Annotated in this window: 16 protein-coding genes and 1 pseudogene; 7 read left to right on the forward strand and 10 right to left on the reverse strand. The window is 62.9% G+C overall.

Annotation, left to right across the window (positions count from 1 at the left end; all coding sequences use genetic code 11):
• Positions 1-131: pseudogene (locus AWB77_RS36820) on the reverse strand (1,2-phenylacetyl-CoA epoxidase subunit PaaA); the annotation flags it as partial.
• A 311-nt stretch (positions 132-442) separates the two neighbouring features.
• A complete protein-coding gene (locus AWB77_RS10930; protein WP_341844971.1) occupies positions 443-772 on the reverse strand; it encodes a DUF4148 domain-containing protein in 330 nt (109 codons plus the stop codon).
• A 345-nt stretch (positions 773-1,117) separates the two neighbouring features.
• Here AWB77_RS10930 and AWB77_RS10935 point away from each other — a divergent pair, with 345 nt between their 5' ends.
• A complete protein-coding gene (locus AWB77_RS10935; RefSeq protein ID WP_061134478.1) occupies positions 1,118-1,444 on the forward strand; it encodes a DUF4148 domain-containing protein in 327 nt (108 codons plus the stop codon).
• A 145-nt stretch (positions 1,445-1,589) separates the two neighbouring features.
• Here the strand turns inward: AWB77_RS10935 and AWB77_RS10940 are convergent, their stop codons facing one another.
• Positions 1,590-2,711: a hypothetical protein gene (locus tag AWB77_RS10940; RefSeq protein ID WP_061134479.1), complete on the reverse strand. Its 1,122-nt coding sequence runs from the start codon at positions 2,709-2,711 to the stop codon at positions 1,590-1,592.
• 170 nt (positions 2,712-2,881) lie between these two features.
• Complete coding sequence (locus AWB77_RS10945; protein WP_061134480.1) at positions 2,882-3,097, reverse strand: hypothetical protein; 216 nt, start codon at positions 3,095-3,097, stop codon at positions 2,882-2,884.
• A gap of 269 nt (positions 3,098-3,366) precedes the next feature.
• Between AWB77_RS10945 and AWB77_RS10950 the strand changes: the two genes are divergently transcribed.
• A complete protein-coding gene (locus AWB77_RS10950; RefSeq protein WP_061134782.1) occupies positions 3,367-4,413 on the forward strand; it encodes a T6SS phospholipase effector Tle1-like catalytic domain-containing protein in 1,047 nt (348 codons plus the stop codon).
• A gap of 35 nt (positions 4,414-4,448) precedes the next feature.
• Here the strand turns inward: AWB77_RS10950 and AWB77_RS10955 are convergent, their stop codons facing one another.
• Complete coding sequence (locus AWB77_RS10955) at positions 4,449-4,835, reverse strand: hypothetical protein (RefSeq protein WP_061134481.1); 387 nt, start codon at positions 4,833-4,835, stop codon at positions 4,449-4,451.
• Between the two features lie 161 nt (positions 4,836-4,996).
• Here AWB77_RS10955 and AWB77_RS10960 point away from each other — a divergent pair, with 161 nt between their 5' ends.
• The gene (locus AWB77_RS10960; RefSeq protein WP_061134482.1) at positions 4,997-5,755 is read left to right on the forward strand and encodes an SDR family NAD(P)-dependent oxidoreductase; all 759 of its coding nucleotides are present in this window, start codon (positions 4,997-4,999) and stop codon (positions 5,753-5,755) included.
• A 161-nt stretch (positions 5,756-5,916) separates the two neighbouring features.
• Here the strand turns inward: AWB77_RS10960 and AWB77_RS10965 are convergent, their stop codons facing one another.
• From AWB77_RS10965 to AWB77_RS10980, 4 genes are all read right to left on the reverse strand, one after another.
• Positions 5,917-7,164 (reverse strand): porin, encoded by a 1,248-nt coding sequence (locus tag AWB77_RS10965; protein WP_061134483.1) that lies wholly within the window; start codon positions 7,162-7,164, stop codon positions 5,917-5,919.
• A 495-nt stretch (positions 7,165-7,659) separates the two neighbouring features.
• The gene (locus AWB77_RS10970; protein ID WP_061134484.1) at positions 7,660-7,932 is read right to left on the reverse strand and encodes a hypothetical protein; all 273 of its coding nucleotides are present in this window, start codon (positions 7,930-7,932) and stop codon (positions 7,660-7,662) included.
• Between the two features lie 91 nt (positions 7,933-8,023).
• Positions 8,024-9,181, reverse strand: coding sequence for a Rieske 2Fe-2S domain-containing protein (locus tag AWB77_RS10975; protein WP_061134783.1), 1,158 nt, complete (start codon positions 9,179-9,181; stop codon positions 8,024-8,026).
• A 120-nt stretch (positions 9,182-9,301) separates the two neighbouring features.
• Positions 9,302-10,222 carry a LysR family transcriptional regulator gene (locus AWB77_RS10980; RefSeq protein WP_061134485.1) on the reverse strand — a complete coding sequence of 307 codons (921 nt, stop codon included), beginning with the start codon at positions 10,220-10,222 and terminating at the stop codon, positions 9,302-9,304.
• Between the two features lie 97 nt (positions 10,223-10,319).
• Here AWB77_RS10980 and AWB77_RS10985 point away from each other — a divergent pair, with 97 nt between their 5' ends.
• A complete protein-coding gene (locus tag AWB77_RS10985; RefSeq protein ID WP_061134486.1) occupies positions 10,320-11,237 on the forward strand; it encodes a DMT family transporter in 918 nt (305 codons plus the stop codon).
• 53 nt (positions 11,238-11,290) lie between these two features.
• On the opposite strand, the gene AWB77_RS10990 is transcribed toward AWB77_RS10985, so the two are convergent.
• Positions 11,291-11,938, reverse strand: coding sequence for a DUF938 domain-containing protein (locus AWB77_RS10990; protein WP_061134487.1), 648 nt, complete (start codon positions 11,936-11,938; stop codon positions 11,291-11,293).
• Between the two features lie 442 nt (positions 11,939-12,380).
• On the opposite strand from AWB77_RS10990, the gene AWB77_RS10995 reads away from it, so the two are divergent.
• From AWB77_RS10995 to AWB77_RS11005, 3 genes are all read left to right on the forward strand, one after another.
• Positions 12,381-12,887: an ankyrin repeat domain-containing protein gene (locus tag AWB77_RS10995; RefSeq protein WP_374728688.1), complete on the forward strand. Its 507-nt coding sequence runs from the start codon at positions 12,381-12,383 to the stop codon at positions 12,885-12,887.
• A gap of 159 nt (positions 12,888-13,046) precedes the next feature.
• Positions 13,047-14,225, forward strand: coding sequence for a hypothetical protein (locus tag AWB77_RS11000; protein WP_061134489.1), 1,179 nt, complete (start codon positions 13,047-13,049; stop codon positions 14,223-14,225).
• Between the two features lie 31 nt (positions 14,226-14,256).
• Positions 14,257-15,492 carry an MFS transporter gene (locus tag AWB77_RS11005; RefSeq protein ID WP_061134490.1) on the forward strand — a complete coding sequence of 412 codons (1,236 nt, stop codon included), beginning with the start codon at positions 14,257-14,259 and terminating at the stop codon, positions 15,490-15,492.
• The last annotated feature ends 466 nt before the right edge of the window (positions 15,493-15,958 follow it).

Here is a 15,958-nt window from a genome sequence, read left to right on the forward strand (position 1 = left end):
GGCATCCAGTCCTGCGGCTCGATCTTGCCGTCGGCTTGCATCACCGCGTCGAAGCGGGTTTGGGCGGGGGATGCGGATGGGCTTTCCGCTTGTTGAGTCGGACTTGGAAGGTCGAGGGATTGCGTGTACATGCAGGCTCCGCCGTCTTTTTGAGATGCGATGGAGCGAGTATAGCTATTAACCGACCGTCCGGTTGATTAATTTTACTTGCATACGATGCAGGTCGAATAGCATGGCGTTAACCCGATAGCCGACGTGAATGTACGATCGGGACGCAAAAAGGCCCAGTCGCTATATGAACTGGGCAAAACCACCGGCGAGCCGGCGGCGGAGGTTGCTGTGCGCTCTATAAAACCGATCCGTTAAAGCGCATTTTGCGTTCTGTATTCGAGCGGCCAGGCGCGTCCTGTGGTCTAAGAGGACCGCAATCGCGCCGAATTACTTACTGCCCGAAGAATGCAGCTTGAGGATCGGTACGCTGGTTCGCGCGCCCCGCTTGCGACGACGCGCCAGTCGACGATCCATACCCTTCCGCCTGCGCTTGAGCAACGCGCACAGCGGCAAGGCGCGCTTCTGCTGCCTGCAGCTTTGCCGGATAGGACGCATCTTCAGCGACAGGCTCATAGCCGGCTTTCTCTACCTGGACGAGTTCGCTACGCACATCCGCGCGGCTTACCGACGCACTCGATTGTGCGAACGAGACCAGCGGACTGGTAAGAACCGCTGCGGCGATCACTGCGTTGACCCACGATTTCATGGCGACACTCCTCATTCGATGAAGCACGGCGCGTTCGCCAAGCAAACGAGCGCAGTGTAAGTGCACGAAGCCCGACGATCATTCATCGCTAGAAGGAAGCATCTTTACGAAAACGGTAATGAATCGCGGATGTCGGTATGACCGGAAACCGGTGTCATATACACGCGCGCTCCGTAGCGGCACACATACGCCCTATCCCGGACAAGACAACAATCTGCTAGACCCATTATTCCAATATCGACAAAGATCATTCAACGGAAACGCGAATGATCTTCCGAAGGCTCGTCTTTACACTCCGTTCACAAGCTGCTTAAAACGAAACGGCAGCGCGATCAGAAATTCGAATCGGAGGTAGTCATCATGAAGACGTTCATTTCCGCAGTTGCCGTTGCTGCTGCTCTCGCAGCTCCGGCTCTTTCGTTTGCGCAGCAATCGGACACGCCGCTCAGCCGCGCGCAAGTGCGCGCTGAACTGGTTCAGCTCGAGAAAGCCGGCTACAACCCGAACATCAGCGATCCGTCCTATCCGTCGAACATTCAGGCGGCGCAGGCACGCGTAAGCGCCCAGCAACTCGCGCAAACCTCGGTGCAATCGAGCGACTACGGCTCGGTGGCCAATGGCTCGTCGCAGTCGGGACGTACTATTGGCGCCCATTCGCGCGCGCTCGGCACCTACTTCGGCCAGTAAGCAATAGCGCCGCCAGCCGGACACCATACGGCTGAAATGCAGAAGGGCGACCTCCTAACGAGGTCGCCCTTGTTTTTTGCATTCGAAATGCTTCATGCAAGGTGGCATTTTGCATTCAGCATGTCCGATACGGCTAGCCGCCGACTCAGTTCGCCGGAATCGTCACCACGGGTGATCTGGCCGTGTCCGTCACTTCCGCGAGCGCCATCAGGTTCTGCACGACTGTGAAGGCGTATTTGGAATCGAAGTCGCTGCGATCGATCCAATAGTTCGATTCGTCGTAGAGCACGCTCACGTAAGCATCCTTCGGCACCTTCTCGCCCACCTTCACGATGATGGTCGGCCGAGTCTCTCCGCCGATCAGACCGATGCTCGGCTTGGTCGCGCCGGTTCCCACCTGTTCGTCGGGAACCGCGATCTGCGCGCCGAGATCGGTGAGGATGCCAAGCACCGAACGCGTGACCATCGGAATGCGATTCTGATCCGACGATTGTCCATAGACGATCTCGTAGGTCTTCATCTTCGGCGAGAGATGCAACAGCTTCCTCACGAGCGCGAGATCGTCGACGACTTCCTTGTTCGTTCCGCTGCGCGTTGCGCCGAGCGTGATGAACACACCGCCCTTGTCCTTCTCGGGGCTGTTGCCGCCCGCGCGTTTATCGGTCTTCGCGGTCTTGTCGTCTTCCGCGTTGCGCGTTTCGATGTTCAATTCTCCCGCGAGTTGCAATCGGCGCAATGCCTGCAGAAGCAGGAAGAATTGCGGCGAGCCCGATGCATTCGGCCCACCCAGCGCGTTGCCGTTCTGCAAGCCGCTGACCGACTGCGCCGTGATGCGCAGAAGCAAATCGATCGGTATGCCGCTTTCGGCGAGCGGCATCACGAGCGTCGGCGATAGCGGCCGGATGTATGCGCTCGCGTAGGCATCGCCAGTGGTCGGCGTAAAGGTGAACGTCGGATGATTCGAGTACGACACGCTGCCTGTCGCTTGCGCATAGTTCGGCTGCGCGCCCGAGCCGGCATTGAGGATAACGCCGCCCGAGGAATCGAACGTATAGGCGGCGATAATGCTGCTCACGGTGAGAAAGGACGGCGCATCGGCAAAACGCAAACCGACGATCGCCGCAAGTATTTCGCGCTTCTTCGCATCGCCGAGCGCACGGGCGTAATCGACCTGATCAGCTTTGAGTCGTCCCGGGCCGATACCCGCGCAGCCCGCCGCGAGAAACGAGACGGAGAGAATGGCAATCGATAAGGCTTTCCTTGTCATGGCTTTTTGTGAAGTGAGAGGAGGATCGTCGGCGCTTAGCCGCGGAGCATCTGGGCGGCGGTCGCAAATTTCATACCTTTGAGCACGAACGATCCCATCCGGCGCGTTGCACGCCGGCTCTTCGATGCATGACGAACGGTTCGCTATGTCACGCTGCGTAGGTCTTCACATCATGAAGCGTGATCGTGTCGCGTCTTTACTTGCGTCCGTGCCTGAGCTTGCGCGCGACTGTCCTGCGCGATATACCGGCTTGCCTCCTTGTGTTGTGCGACGAGCGCATCGAGACGGTCTTGCGCGAAGCGCGGTCCGTCCTCGCGGGCGAAAGCCGGAGCGGCGAGCGTTGCCGCCGCAAGGACGATGATCGTGGCGAAAGGCGTTCTTTTCATGATTCACCTCGCGATTGAATGCGGCATGCATTACGCATTCGCCGCTCGCCAAGCATCGCACATCGGTTCGGACGCTGCGCGCGGTGTGCGCGCTTCGATCTCTCTTGCGTCCCCCGTCTTTCCGCCAAAATCCAGCGCGCTCCTGCCTGAGACGCTCATTGCACCGTTCGCGTGCTTGCGGACGGTGCCCGGATTACCTATTCCTTACTTCAAGGCGTCTTTTGTCATACCGGCGCCGCATGGACCGAACGATTCAGGAGACGCGCACCATGAATCTCGCCATCTTCTTCGACGGCACGTGGAACGAGCCCAATGACCGCACCAACGCCTATCTGCTCTACAAGCTCGCGCCCGAGACGGACCAGCAAGAAACGCTTTACGTGCCCGGCGTCGGCACGCAAGGCAACGGGCTCTTCTCGCTCGCGAACAAGTTCCTCGGCGGCGCATTCGGCGATGGTCTCAGCGAGAACATCAAGAGCGGCTATGCGTGGTTATGTCAGCGCTACAAGCCCGATGCGAAGATCTACATCTTCGGCTTCAGCCGTGGCGCCTATTCCGCGCGCAGCCTGGCCGGCCTCATCCGCAAGTGCGGACTCGCGAACGACTGGAGCCCTCAGTCAATCGATCAGGCCTACGGCATCTATCGCGACAAGGACGTCGGGCCCGCGGATGACTCCGTCGTCGAGTTCCGCAAGCAGTTCACGCGCGAGGTGAATGTGGAGTTCATCGGCGTATGGGATACGGTCGGCGAACTCGGCATACCAGTGGATGGCGTGCCGGCGCCGGGATTTTCGAGCTATTACAAGTTCCACGACACGACGCTTTCGAACAGCACGAAAGCGGCCTATCACGCGATCGCCGCGAACGAATTTCGCTCGCTCTACAAGCCGACTTTGTGGACGCGAGGCACCGATGCGCGCGGCGCAGATCTGCCGCTCGAACAGCGCTGGTTCGCGGGCGCGCACGCGAACGTCGGCGGCGGCTATGTGACGCCGCCGCGCACGCCTGAAGACCTTTTGCCGCTCATTCCTGCCGAATGGCTGCGCAAGAAGGCGGCGGAACGCGGTCTTGCAATCGATGGGCCGATCGCGATTCCCCCGCAAGCGTTTCAGTCGCAACCGATCGATTCATACGCCGAGTTCACGACTCATCATCCATTCTTGCAGGCCGTGTGCAGAAAGGAGCCGCGCGCGGCGGGAACGGCGCTGAACGAAACGATCGATCCGAGCCTGCTCGAACGGCTCGGCGTACCCGGCTTTCTCGACATGTATCCAACGCTCGTCGCACAATTGAAAGCGCTGCCTCGCGGAAATTAGATAAGGAACCCGAAAGAGTTCCCCGAAGCGTCACATCAGAAAAGATGCGGCGGCCTGCGATCCGTCATGTCGCGCGGCAAGGTTTCATCAAGCTCGAATTCAATGTTCGGATAGTCTTGCAAGCGGCCGCTCACTTCGGCTTCGCGCTCGCTCGTGAAAAGGCCGTCGAGATAATCGAACGACAGCTTCTCCACGAGCGCCTTCAACGCGAGTTCAGGGCTGCGTTTCGGCTCCGTGGCGATGTCGCCCGAATCCATGCAGGCGCGGAACTCGCCGTTCTTCGAATCCATCGCGCCGATGTCGATCACCTTGCCGTCGACATTCTGCGCGAGCACGCGCTGCTCCACCGCAAAAAGCCTGAACGGACGTTCGAGGCTCGCGGGCGGTTCCGGATTGCTATCTTTGTTTCGTTGATCGGTCATGGTGTGTCGCTCCGGTATGTGCATCGATCGAAACAATGCAGCAAAGGCCGCGCCCGCGGTCTGTGCGATGCAGCATCGACACCGCTTTCCTGCGTGCGCCGCGTCGTCCTACATTGAAGCATCGGTCACGAATCGAAGGAGCAGTCACCGTGAATGGAACCATGAGCGGAAAGATCGCAGTCATCACCGGCGCGAGCCGCGGCCTCGGGCGCAACGCCGCGCTGAAACTCGCCGAACAGGGCGCGGGCGTGATCGGCACCTACAACCGCAATGCGCAAGCTGCGCATACGCTCGTCGATGAAATCGCTCAAGCGGGCGGCAAGGCGGCCATGCTGGAACTCGATGTCGCCCGCTGCGAAACCTTCGGCGCTTTCGGCGACGCCCTCTGCAAGACGCTGGAAGATCTGTTCGAGCGCGAGAACTTCGATTTTCTCGTGAACAATGCGGGCATCGGCATCCATGCGCTTTTCGCCGAAACGACGCCTGCGCAATTCGACGAGCTCGTCAACATCCAGTTGAAGGGGCCGTTTTTCCTGACGCAGACGCTCTTGCCATATCTGCACGAGGAAGGCGCGATTCTCAACGTATCGAGCGGACTCACGCGTTTCGCGCTGCCGGGGTTCGCAGCGTATGCCGTGATGAAAGGCGGCATCGAAGTGTTGACGCGTTATCTGGCGAAGGAGCTTGGACCGCACGGCATCACGGTCAATACCATTGCGCCCGGCGCGATCGAGACGGACTTCGGCGGCGGCGCCGTGCGCGACGATCACGATACCAACCGCTTCGTCGCCGACAACACCGCACTCGGGCGCGCGGGCCTGCCGGACGATATCGGCGGTGCGATCGCGGCGCTGCTCTCGGACGGCAATCGCTGGATGACGGCGCAGCGCGTCGAGGTGTCGGGAGGCATGTTCATCTGACGCATCGGCCCGCGACGCACGAAAAAAAACCGGACGCCGAGGCGTCCGGTTTTGCATGCAGCATGCGTAATGCCTAATGCTTAATGCTTAATGCTTAATGCTTAATGCTTAATGCTTAATGCTTAATGCAATATTCGATGCATCAAGCCGCGAAGCATCGCTTAGAAGCGGTGGATGATGCCCACGCCCGCTGCGAACATGCTGCGCGATGCCGACGGCGCGCTCTGGAAGCCGTCGCCGATCGTGGCGTTGGCCGACGTCTGGCGATTGGTCGACGTGTTCGTCGGAACAGCCAGCGTGTTGCCGTTCGCGCGCTGGAATGCTTCCAGTGCGTACAGGCCCGTGCGCTTCGACAGCGAGTAGTACTGCGAGAGGTTGAACTGGTGGTACGACGCAGCGTCGTTGATGCCGTTCGCCTTGCTGGCCCACGTGTAGCTGTAGCCCGCCGCGAAGTCCCATGCCGACGTCGCCTTCCAGTGCAGCACCGTGCCTGCCGTGTTGAAGACGGCTTCGTCGGTGAAGCGCGAGTTCACGCCCGGAATGTACTGAACGTTCGTGTACGTGACCGAGATGTCCCAGGCGCTGTTGAACTGGTAGCCGCCCGCGACCGCAAAGCGCTGCTGCGCTTGCGCACGCTGGTAGCCCGCCGTCACCGCCGACACGCCCGGCTGCCCCGTGCCATCGGTCGCCGACGTGCTGTTGATCGTCGTCGAGTTGCCGCTATAGATGCCGCCGCCTTCAGCCGCGTTGTTGATGCGCGAGAACGCGACCGTACCGCCGATCGGGCCTTGCTGATACTGGATCGCCGCCGACCAGGTCGAGCCCTGGTACACGCTGTCGGGCACGCCCGCGAACGAGTACGAGCCGCTCACCGTCAGGCCGTAGAACTTCGGCGACGTGTAGACGATCGAGTTGTTCGCGCGATAGATCGTGTCGAGGCCGTCCAGATCGCCCGGGTGCGCGCCGAAGTAGCCGGTCAGCCAGTTCGTCGGGCTATACGGCGACAGCAGCGTGTAGTACGAGGTGTACTGGCGGCCGGCGGTCAACGTACCGTATGCCGGGTTCGTCAGACCGACCCATGCCTGGCGGCCGAACATCGCATTGGTGAATTGCTGTTGTCCGCTGTTGATGTCGAAGCCCGACTCCAACTGGAAGATCGCCTTGTTGCCGCCGCCAAGATCCTCGGCGCCCTTCAAGCCGAAACGGCTGCCCGCCCAGATGCCGGACGCCGTCTTGATGTTCGAACGGCCCGGGTTCGTCTTCGCCAGGTTCGTCTGGCTGCTTTGGTAGACGATCGAATCGTCGACGATACCGTACAGCGTGACGCTGCTCTGCGCGAACGCCGGTGCTGCGGCTGCGAACGCCGTAGCTGCGACGACGGCGGCCTTGGTCAACGTGAAACCCTTCATTTTTTCTCCTCAAGCGGTGGGCAATTTACTTGCGTGCGAGTCGTGGAACCGGTGCCGCCGTGGCGACGTCGTTATGTTTCAACTCGTAACTTTTATCGCTGGCAAGTGTATGGCTTACAGACCGAATGGGAAAGAAAGACACACCTTTGTGTCGTTTTTTTTCACTGTCTGGTTAACGAGTATTTTCTGGCGCGCAGATATTGGGCAACCGGTCATGAAACTGACAGCGAGTCGACACGAGCGTGGCGCGAGCGCGTCCAAGGCGCGCGGCGTGTGAGGCCCGGCCTATCCGTCGGAGGCTTGCTGGACAAGGGTGTCCGGGATGGTCGTCGTTTTTTGGGGGCTCCGGGCGCAGCGGCACTCACGAAGCAGTTTCTCAGGGCGACACGCGTCACTCTCGCATCGAAAGTATTATGAAAGTTATCCGACGATGCGCAAACGCGAACATGACATCGGGCGAACGCAGTGCAAGCTCGCGACGCCCGATCGATGCGGCTAGTGCTCGATCTTCGCGCGCAGCTCGCGCGCCGTTTCGAGCAGACCTTCGTAGCCCGAGCGCGCATGGGCGGGCAAATCTGGATCGCCGACGAGCGTCCCGAGCGTCTCGATGATGCTGTACAGGATGCCCCTCGCCGCGCCGGCCGCCATCTTGCCCGTGGCGTACGATTCGTCGACGTGCGTTATCGCCGCATCGAAATGTTCGACGGCGGGATGCGCGTCGTCGATACCCGATGCGTCGTCGCGCGGTCTGTTCGGGTCGCTGTTCATGATGATGGACCTCCCTTGTATGGTTTCTTCGCTGCCCTTTCTGTATAGCGCCGCGGCGCGACCCGCGCAATCCGCGCGCACCTGAACACGTTCAGGAAGCCGGCATCTCCTGCACCGGCTGGATGAAATGCACGCGCCGCGCGTCGCCCGGACCGCGTGCCGTGCCATGCGGCACGCCGTGCTCCATCAGCAGCGCGCGCAGTTCGACGATCACCGGAAACACCTCGTGGTTGTGATCGGCGCCCTGCCGGTCGTGCGCTTCCTGTTCGCGCTCCACGATCCACCGGTCTTCCTTGAAGATGCGCTCGGTAAACCACACGAGCAGCGGCCACGCGGCATCGAGCAAAGGGGCGATCTTCGGACGCCGGATCGACAAGAGACCGAAGGTGCGGTTCGTGCGCTGCTCGGCGTCGAGCGGCACGTAGGCGATCCATAGGTCCATCACCATCGTGTCGTCCTTGGTGCGGATCTTGAGCGTCTGATACGGATAGTCCGTGCGGATCGTCATCACGTCTTTCTGATCGTCGTCGGGCTTCGCGCCGCGCTTCTGGCCGAAGACGAGCGCCTCGCCGATCGGCTGTTTGCCCGCCTCGCGCGCGAAGGTGTAGTCGACTTCGATCCAGTCTTCGCCGCGCCTTCTGCCGAGCGAGCGCGCGCGCATGCTGCCCATCTGCCGCCGATGCAGGAACTGATGGTTCATGTCCATCAGGTTTTCGTGCATGAACGAATAGTGGCATTTCACCTCGCGGCCGAAGTGGCGCGTCTTGTAGGCGCGATCGGTGGCGGAGCCGAGATCGGGAAACTTGGCGGCGTCGGCGAGCGCCGGGTCGCCCGTGAAGACGAACACGAGCCCGCCCGCCTCCCGGCACGGATACGCGCGCACGCCGTTGGGCAGGCGCTCGCGGCCGAGATAGGGAATGTCCGTGCAGCGGCCTGTGCAGTCGTAGGTCCAGCCGTGATAGCAGCAGCGAATCGATTCCCCGTCGACGACGCCCGCCGACAACGGCACCTGCCGATGCGCGCAGCGGTCCTCCAGCGCGAACACGTTGCCCGACGCGGTGCGCACGAGCACGATCGGATCGCCCGCGAAGTGCACGCCGTGCGCGCGTCCCGCCTTCACCTCGCGCGACCACGCAAGCGGATACCAATGATCGGGATGAATGTCGACGCGGCGCAAATCGCGCGGCGGTCTCGTGGATGTATCGCTGGAACCGGCTTCCTGCTCGCCTTGCGGCAACGCTGCGTGCATGTACGACGCCTCCGGTGTGGGGAGATCGGATTGAGTGCCACGCTCGCACGCGGCGCAATGAACGACCATTCGAAGTCTACACGGCGTCGATCGTTTCGGCGCGCGACGGATCGCCCGCGTTCAGGCCGGCTCCCCCAGGTGCGCGTGAAGATGGTCGATCAGCGCGCGCACTTTCGGCGGCAAAAAACGGTTCGGCGGATACAGCAGCCACACCGGTCCCTGATACGCGCGCGCCTGCATGTCCCAGTCGGCGAGCACGGCCTCCACGCGGCCCGACGCGAGCGCGTCGCGTGCGGCGAATTCCGGCAATGCGGCGATGCCGAGCCCGCCTTCAGCCGCTTCGAGCCGCGCGCCCGCGTGATTGGCGATGTAACGCCCGCGCACCGCGACCGTCGCCGTTTCGCCGTGTTTCGTGAAGCGCCAGCGGTTGTCGTCGGCGGTTTCGCCCAGATGGATGCAGTCGTGATGCGCGAGCTCGCGCGGATGCTTCGGCGCGCCGCGCTCGCCAAGATAGCCCGCCGATGCGCACAGCAGCCAGCGCACGCGTCCGAGCGCGCGCGCGGCCAAGCCTTGCGGCGGATGGCTCGTCGCGCGAATGACGAGATCGACGTCGCTCGCGAGCGGATCGATGTCGTGATCGCTGAATACGAGTTGCAGAACGACATCGGGATACGCCGCAAGAAACGACGGGACGAGCGGATGAATCACCGATTTCGCATAAGCCGTCGGTGCCGACAGCGCGACGCGGCCCTGAGGTTTGCCCGACCCCTGGCCGGCCGCATCGATCGCGCCGGACGCTGCCGCGGCCATGTCGCGGCAATGCCGGTAAACCTGCATCCCCGGCTCGGTGACGCGGACCTTGCGCGTCGAACGTTCGAGCAGGCGGGTGGCGAGCGCCTCTTCGAGACGCTTGATCTGGCGGCTGACCGTCGATGGCGTGCTGCCCAGTTGCCGCGCCGCGACCGAGAAGTTGCCTGCATCGACGACGCGCGCGAACACGGCCATATGGGGCATGAGGTCGAAAAGATCGGCTGAATTCATCTGTGCATTTGCGACAGGAAAGCTGTGCGCCGGAACTGGATTATCGCGCCGAACGCATCGATCGACAATGACGGCTTCTTCCCCAGGAGCCGCTGCCATGACCGTCCGACGCCTGCTTCCCCTGTCCGATCTGCTCCTCTTTGCCGTCGCGATGGTGTGGGGCAGCAGTTACGGCATCGTCAAGAGCGCGCTTGCGTTCTATCCGGTGCTCGCACTTCTCGCGCTGCGCTTCGGCATTACGTTCTGCCTGCTCGCCGCGAGCCTGCGGCATCTGGGGAACGCGAGCGGGGCGACGCTGCGCGGCGTCTTCGTGCTCGGTCTGCTGCTGCTTTCCATCTTTCTCGCGGAGACGTTCGGCGTGCTCCACACGCGCGCCGCGAACGCCGCGTTCCTTATCAGCTTGTGCGTCGTGCTGACGCCGCTCGTCGAATGGGCGCTGCTCAGGCGCCGTCCGGCTGCGGCGGAGTGGTTCGCGGTCGGCGTATCGTTCGCGGGCGCGTGGCTGCTTGCGAGCGACGGCGCGCTCACTTTCGAATTTAATTTCGGCGACGGCCTGATTATCGCCGCCGCCGTGCTGCGCGCGTTGGCCGTCTGCGTCACCAAGCGCGTGCTGCGCACATCCGCCCTGCCCGCGCTCACCGTGACGGCGGTGCAGGCGGGTGTGGTCGCGTCGGGAAGTGCGCTTATCGCGCTTGCGTTCGCGCCGTCGCAATGGCAGCCGTTGCCCGCGCTCGCCGGTCACGGCATGTTCTGGGGCTCGGTGCTGTACCTCGTGTTCGCGTGCACGCTCTTTGCGTTCTTCGCGCAGAACTACGCGATCGGCCGTAGCAGCCCGACGCGCGTCTCGCTCCTGATGGGGAGCGAACCCGCGTTCGGCGCCCTCTTCGCAAGCGTCTGGCTCGGCGAACATGTATCGACGACGGGATGGATCGGCGGCGGGATGATCGTTGCGGCCTCGCTGATGGCGACCGTGCCCTGGCGCGGCATGTTCGCGGCGAATCCGCGCGAGGCTTGAATGCGAAAAGCGTGAATGCAAAATGCTTGATGCAGAATGCCGGGATGCATGCTTTATGCGCACTTCTCGAAGATCACGCTGAAGTTGTTGGCCGGCATCGCGACCGTCTCCACGAGCGTCAGGCCGGCCTTCTCGCCCAGCGCTTCGACCGCTTCCATGTCGCGCACGCCCCAGCGCGCATCGCGCGCACGCAATTGCTGATCGAAGGCTTCGTTGCTCGGCGCGGTGTGCGCGCCATTGCGCCGATACGGTCCATACAGGTACAGCACGCCCCCCGCTTCCAGCCGCGCGCCCGCGCCGTTAAACAGCGCTTCGGCCGCTGTCCACGGCGCGATGTGGATCATGTTGATGCACACGATGGCCGCGACGTTGGCGATGCTCCAGTCTTCGCGTTCGACGTCAAGCGCGAGCGGCGCGTTCAGATTTGCGAGCCCCGCGTGAGCACGCCATGCGGCGATGGAATCGCGCGCGTCGGCGTCGGGATCGCTCGGCTGCCAGACGATGCCCGGCAACGCCGCGGCACAATGCACGGCATGCTGTCCGGTGCCGCTCGCGATCTCGAGCACAATGCCACTCTGCGGCAGAACGCGCGCAAGTACCGATAGAATCGCATCGCGATTTCGTTCGGCGGCGGGCGCGCGGCGGCGCACGGCGATGTCGGCGGGCGGCGTATCGTCGGGACTGGACGTTGTTCGATTCATTGGCGATGGCGCGTATATCCACGCGGATGGTGACAGTCGCGTCGAGCCTAACGGCACGCGAGTTTCAGCGTCAAGCGCACCGTTGTCTGGCAACAGGCGTCGCGACATGGCGCGATTCGTGCTGCCGAGCCCGCGCGGAAAGCGCGGATTGCAAGCAAATCTGTGTATGCTCCCGGTTGATCTCGCGCCCGCGTTGCTTTTCGCATTCAGATGTCGCATTCGGCTTTCGCATTCTGCATTCATTCGAATTGCATTCCGAATGCCAGATTACATGCAATACAACCGCATTCAAAAAACCTGGCGCAACAGCAAGACCGCGCACACCGGATGCATCCCGACAACCCAGGACCGCGCACGCGGCGCGATCGAGATGGAGTGAAACATGCAGCACGACCCGAACCAGAGCCCGGCGACGCCATCGCCCAACGGCCCCAACGACGACATGATCGCGTTCGCGAGCGAAGTGTTCGATGTCGCCCGCCGAGGCGACGCCGCGATGCTCGATGCGCTTCTGACCAAGGGCCTGCCGCCCAATCTGCGCAACGACAAGGGCGACAGCCTCGTGATGCTCGCGAGTTACCACGGTCACGCCGACGCGGTGCGCGTCATTCTGCAACATGGCGCCGATGCGAACCTGCGCAACGACAACGGCCAGACGCCGATCGCAGGCGCGGCGTTCAAGGGCTTTCGCGATGTCATCGAAACGCTGCTCGAGCATGGCGCGGACGTCGAAGGCGCATCGCCCGACGGACGCACCGCGCTCATGATTGCGGCGATGTTCAACCGCGTCGAGATCGTCGAACTGCTGATCGCGCGCGGCGCCGATCCGCATGCGCGCGATGCGGGCGGCTTCAGCGCGCGCGATGCTGCCGAGAAGATGGGCGCGCCCGACACGGCTGCACGGCTCGCGCAGGCATCGAATGGAAACACGCGGCCATCCGAAGCATGAAAGTCTCGGCTTGGCACTATGCACTTTGCATGCGTCATTCAACATGCAAATCCAATCCGCTGAACGAACGACGCTTCGCGCACGTCGAATCGATCTGACAGCCACCGATCCAACGACAAACCAGACAAGCAGGTGACCCGGAACCATGGAGCTTTTGCGATGACAGGCGGTACCTCGCATCGGGGTGATGCGTCGCCGAACGGCTCTCACGCGCTCGCGCGGGCGCGTCTTGTGAGCGGCGTCTTCCATGCCGTCGCACGCAAGACGCTGTGCGTGGCCGCGTTCATCGTCGCCATGATGCGAACGTTGCGCGCGTTGCGCCCTGGCGCGAGCCTGCCGCTCGTCGCCGCCTTCGCGCTTTCCGCGTGCGGACTGATGCCGCAGCAGGTTCCGGCGCCCATCGTCGAGCACTCTTATATCCCGACGCCCGACGAGGCAGGCTCTGCCGAACCCGAAGAGCCGCTGCCCGCGGTTCAGGCGCCCGAGCCCGCGTCCGCCGTGAAGCCCGCGCCCGCGCCGAAACCCAAGCGCCGCGTCGTCAAGCCGAAGCCGCCCGAACCGGTGGTCGTGCCGCCGCCCGAACCGCCCGAGCCGCCGCCTCCGCCGCAGATCATCTCGACGCGCATCATGCAGCACGACCAGTTGCACGGCCTGCTCGATGCCGAGGTGCAGCGTCCCGACGGCAAGGTCGTCGGACGCGCGGTGGACATGTACATCGACGGGTCCGCGAAGCCGAAGCTCATGATGGTCAATCTCGCGGGCTTCCTCGGCGTCGGCGATCGCAAGGTCAATTTTCCGTGGACCGCCTTCCGCTTCACGCCGAACTCGAAGACGGCACCGATCACGTTCGTGCCGCCGCCACCGCCTGCCAAAGGCAAGCCGGCCGATCCGGTACCGAAGCCGCAGCCCGTCGCGGAGGCGCCGGCCAATCTGATGCAGCTCGTCGATTCGACGGTGACGCAAAAGAGCGGCGCGCGCATCGGCCGTGTGGTGGATGTGCTCGTCGATGCCCAGGCTCAACCTCAGGCGCTCGTGCTCGATCTGTCCAGCTCGCTCGCGGCCGACAAGCGGCATGTCGCGGCCAACTGGGGCGATCTGCACGTGCTCTCGCGCAACAAGCAACTCCAGCTACAGATGGACTTCACCGACGCGCAACTGAAGGCCGCGCCGACCTACTCGCCCGAGCAGCCGATCAAGATCGTGTCGCCCGTGGTGCCAGCGCCGGCGACGGCTGCGAGCGCGGCATCGGCATCGGCATCGAGCGGCGCGGGAAGCGCGACGGCTTCGGGCGCGACGCCGGCGCAAGCGCCCGCTTCGGGCGCGCGTCTGACCAGATAGCGGATAACGACATCGATAAAAGAATCACAACATGGTAATTGCACGCAGTCTGCGCGCGCTCGACTGGCTGAACTTCTTCGTCGCCAACGTGCAGACCGGCTTCGGCCCCTTCATTGCTTCGTACCTCGCGGCCAACAAGTGGACGCAGGGCGAGATCGGCCTGATGCTTTCCGTCGGCACGATCAGCGCGATGGCGAGCCAGTTGCCGGCTGGCGCGCTCGTCGATGCGATGCGCAACAAGAAGTTCGCAGCGCTCTCCGCGATCATCGCGATCATCGTGAGTGCGCTGTTGCTCGCCGCGAGCCCGACGTTCGTCCCCGTTTTTGCGGCCGAAGTTCTGCACGGCTTCGCGAGCTGCATGCTCGTTCCGGCGATGGCGGCGATCTCGCTCGCCCTTGTCTCGCGCGCCGATCTCGGCGACCGGCTTGGCCGCAATGCGCGCTGGGCGTCGATCGGCAGCGCGCTGACGGCAGCGTTGATGGGCGCGTTCGGCGAATACCTGTCTTTGCGTTCGGTGTTCTTCCTGACGGCTGCGCTCGCGTTGCCGGCGATCGTCGCGCTGCGCATGATTCATTACGATGCGCCGCCCGTCGTGCCGCGCGCGCCTGCGGGCAGACCTAAGCTCACGCCCGAGGGCGAGGAGCGCGAATCCTTGCGCGAGTTGCTTAAGGACCGACGCCTCTTGATCTTCGCGGCGTGCGTGGTGCTCTTTCACCTGTCGAACGCGGCAATGCTCAATCTCGCTGCCGGCGAAGTCACTGCGCACATGGGCGACAACGTTCAACTCGTGATTGCGGCGTGCATCATCGTGCCGCAGTTCATCGTCGCGGCGTTATCGCCGTGGGTCGGGCGACAGGCGCAGAAGTGGGGAAGACGGCCGGTGCTGATCCTCGGCTTCTGCGCGCTGCCGATACGCGCGATTCTTTTTGCGGGCGTGAGCAGTCCGTATCTGCTCGTTCCAGTGCAGATGCTCGATGGGATCAGTGCGGCGGTCTTTGGTGTGATGTTGCCGCTTATTGCCGCCGATGTTGCGGGCGGGCGCGGGCATTACAACTTGACGATAGGGTTCTTCGGGCTCGCTGCGGGTGTGGGAGCGACGCTTTCGACCGCTGCTGCGGGATTTGCTGCCGATCGATTCGGCACTGCGATGAGTTTCTTTGGTCTCGCCGGGGCGGGGGCGCTTGCCGTTCTCATGGTGTGGCTCGCGATGCCGGAGACGCGGACGGAGCATCGAGCCGAGGAGGCCGAACCTTCGGTTAAGGTTTGATGGGGTTCACGGTTTTGTTTCTTGTTTTCGCTTGTGCTTCTGTGGAATCCTGATTTCTTTTCGGTCTTTTAGCACTGCCCCTGTGCGGGGCGGCAGTCACTTTCTTTGCTGCTGCAAAGAAAGTAACCAAAGAAAGCAGCTTTTCAGGCCCGCAGTCACACGCAGTTTGGGTAGTTCTCTCGTCCCAGGTGGCACTCGCCTAAGTGTCGCTCTCATAGGCCAGATCGGACTTGGCTCGCGCACGGTCTGCACCATCGCACCACGTAACGAATTGGTTCAGCACCAAAGTGCGCCGGCACAGCGCTGCGCCCTGCCGTCGGGTATGCGTGGGAAACCAGGGGAGCGCGTGTGCAGTGAGATGGCGGCCTTAGGAAGAAGTACGCGCAAAACCCGATTGACCCATCGGCCGCGGAGCGGGCCGGAGCCATTTCGTGCTGAACCAGCGCGCGCAACGATCCAGCTAATC

Source organism: Caballeronia fortuita, from assembly GCF_001544835.2.
Taxonomy (GTDB): Bacteria; Pseudomonadota; Gammaproteobacteria; order Burkholderiales; family Burkholderiaceae; genus Caballeronia; species Caballeronia fortuita.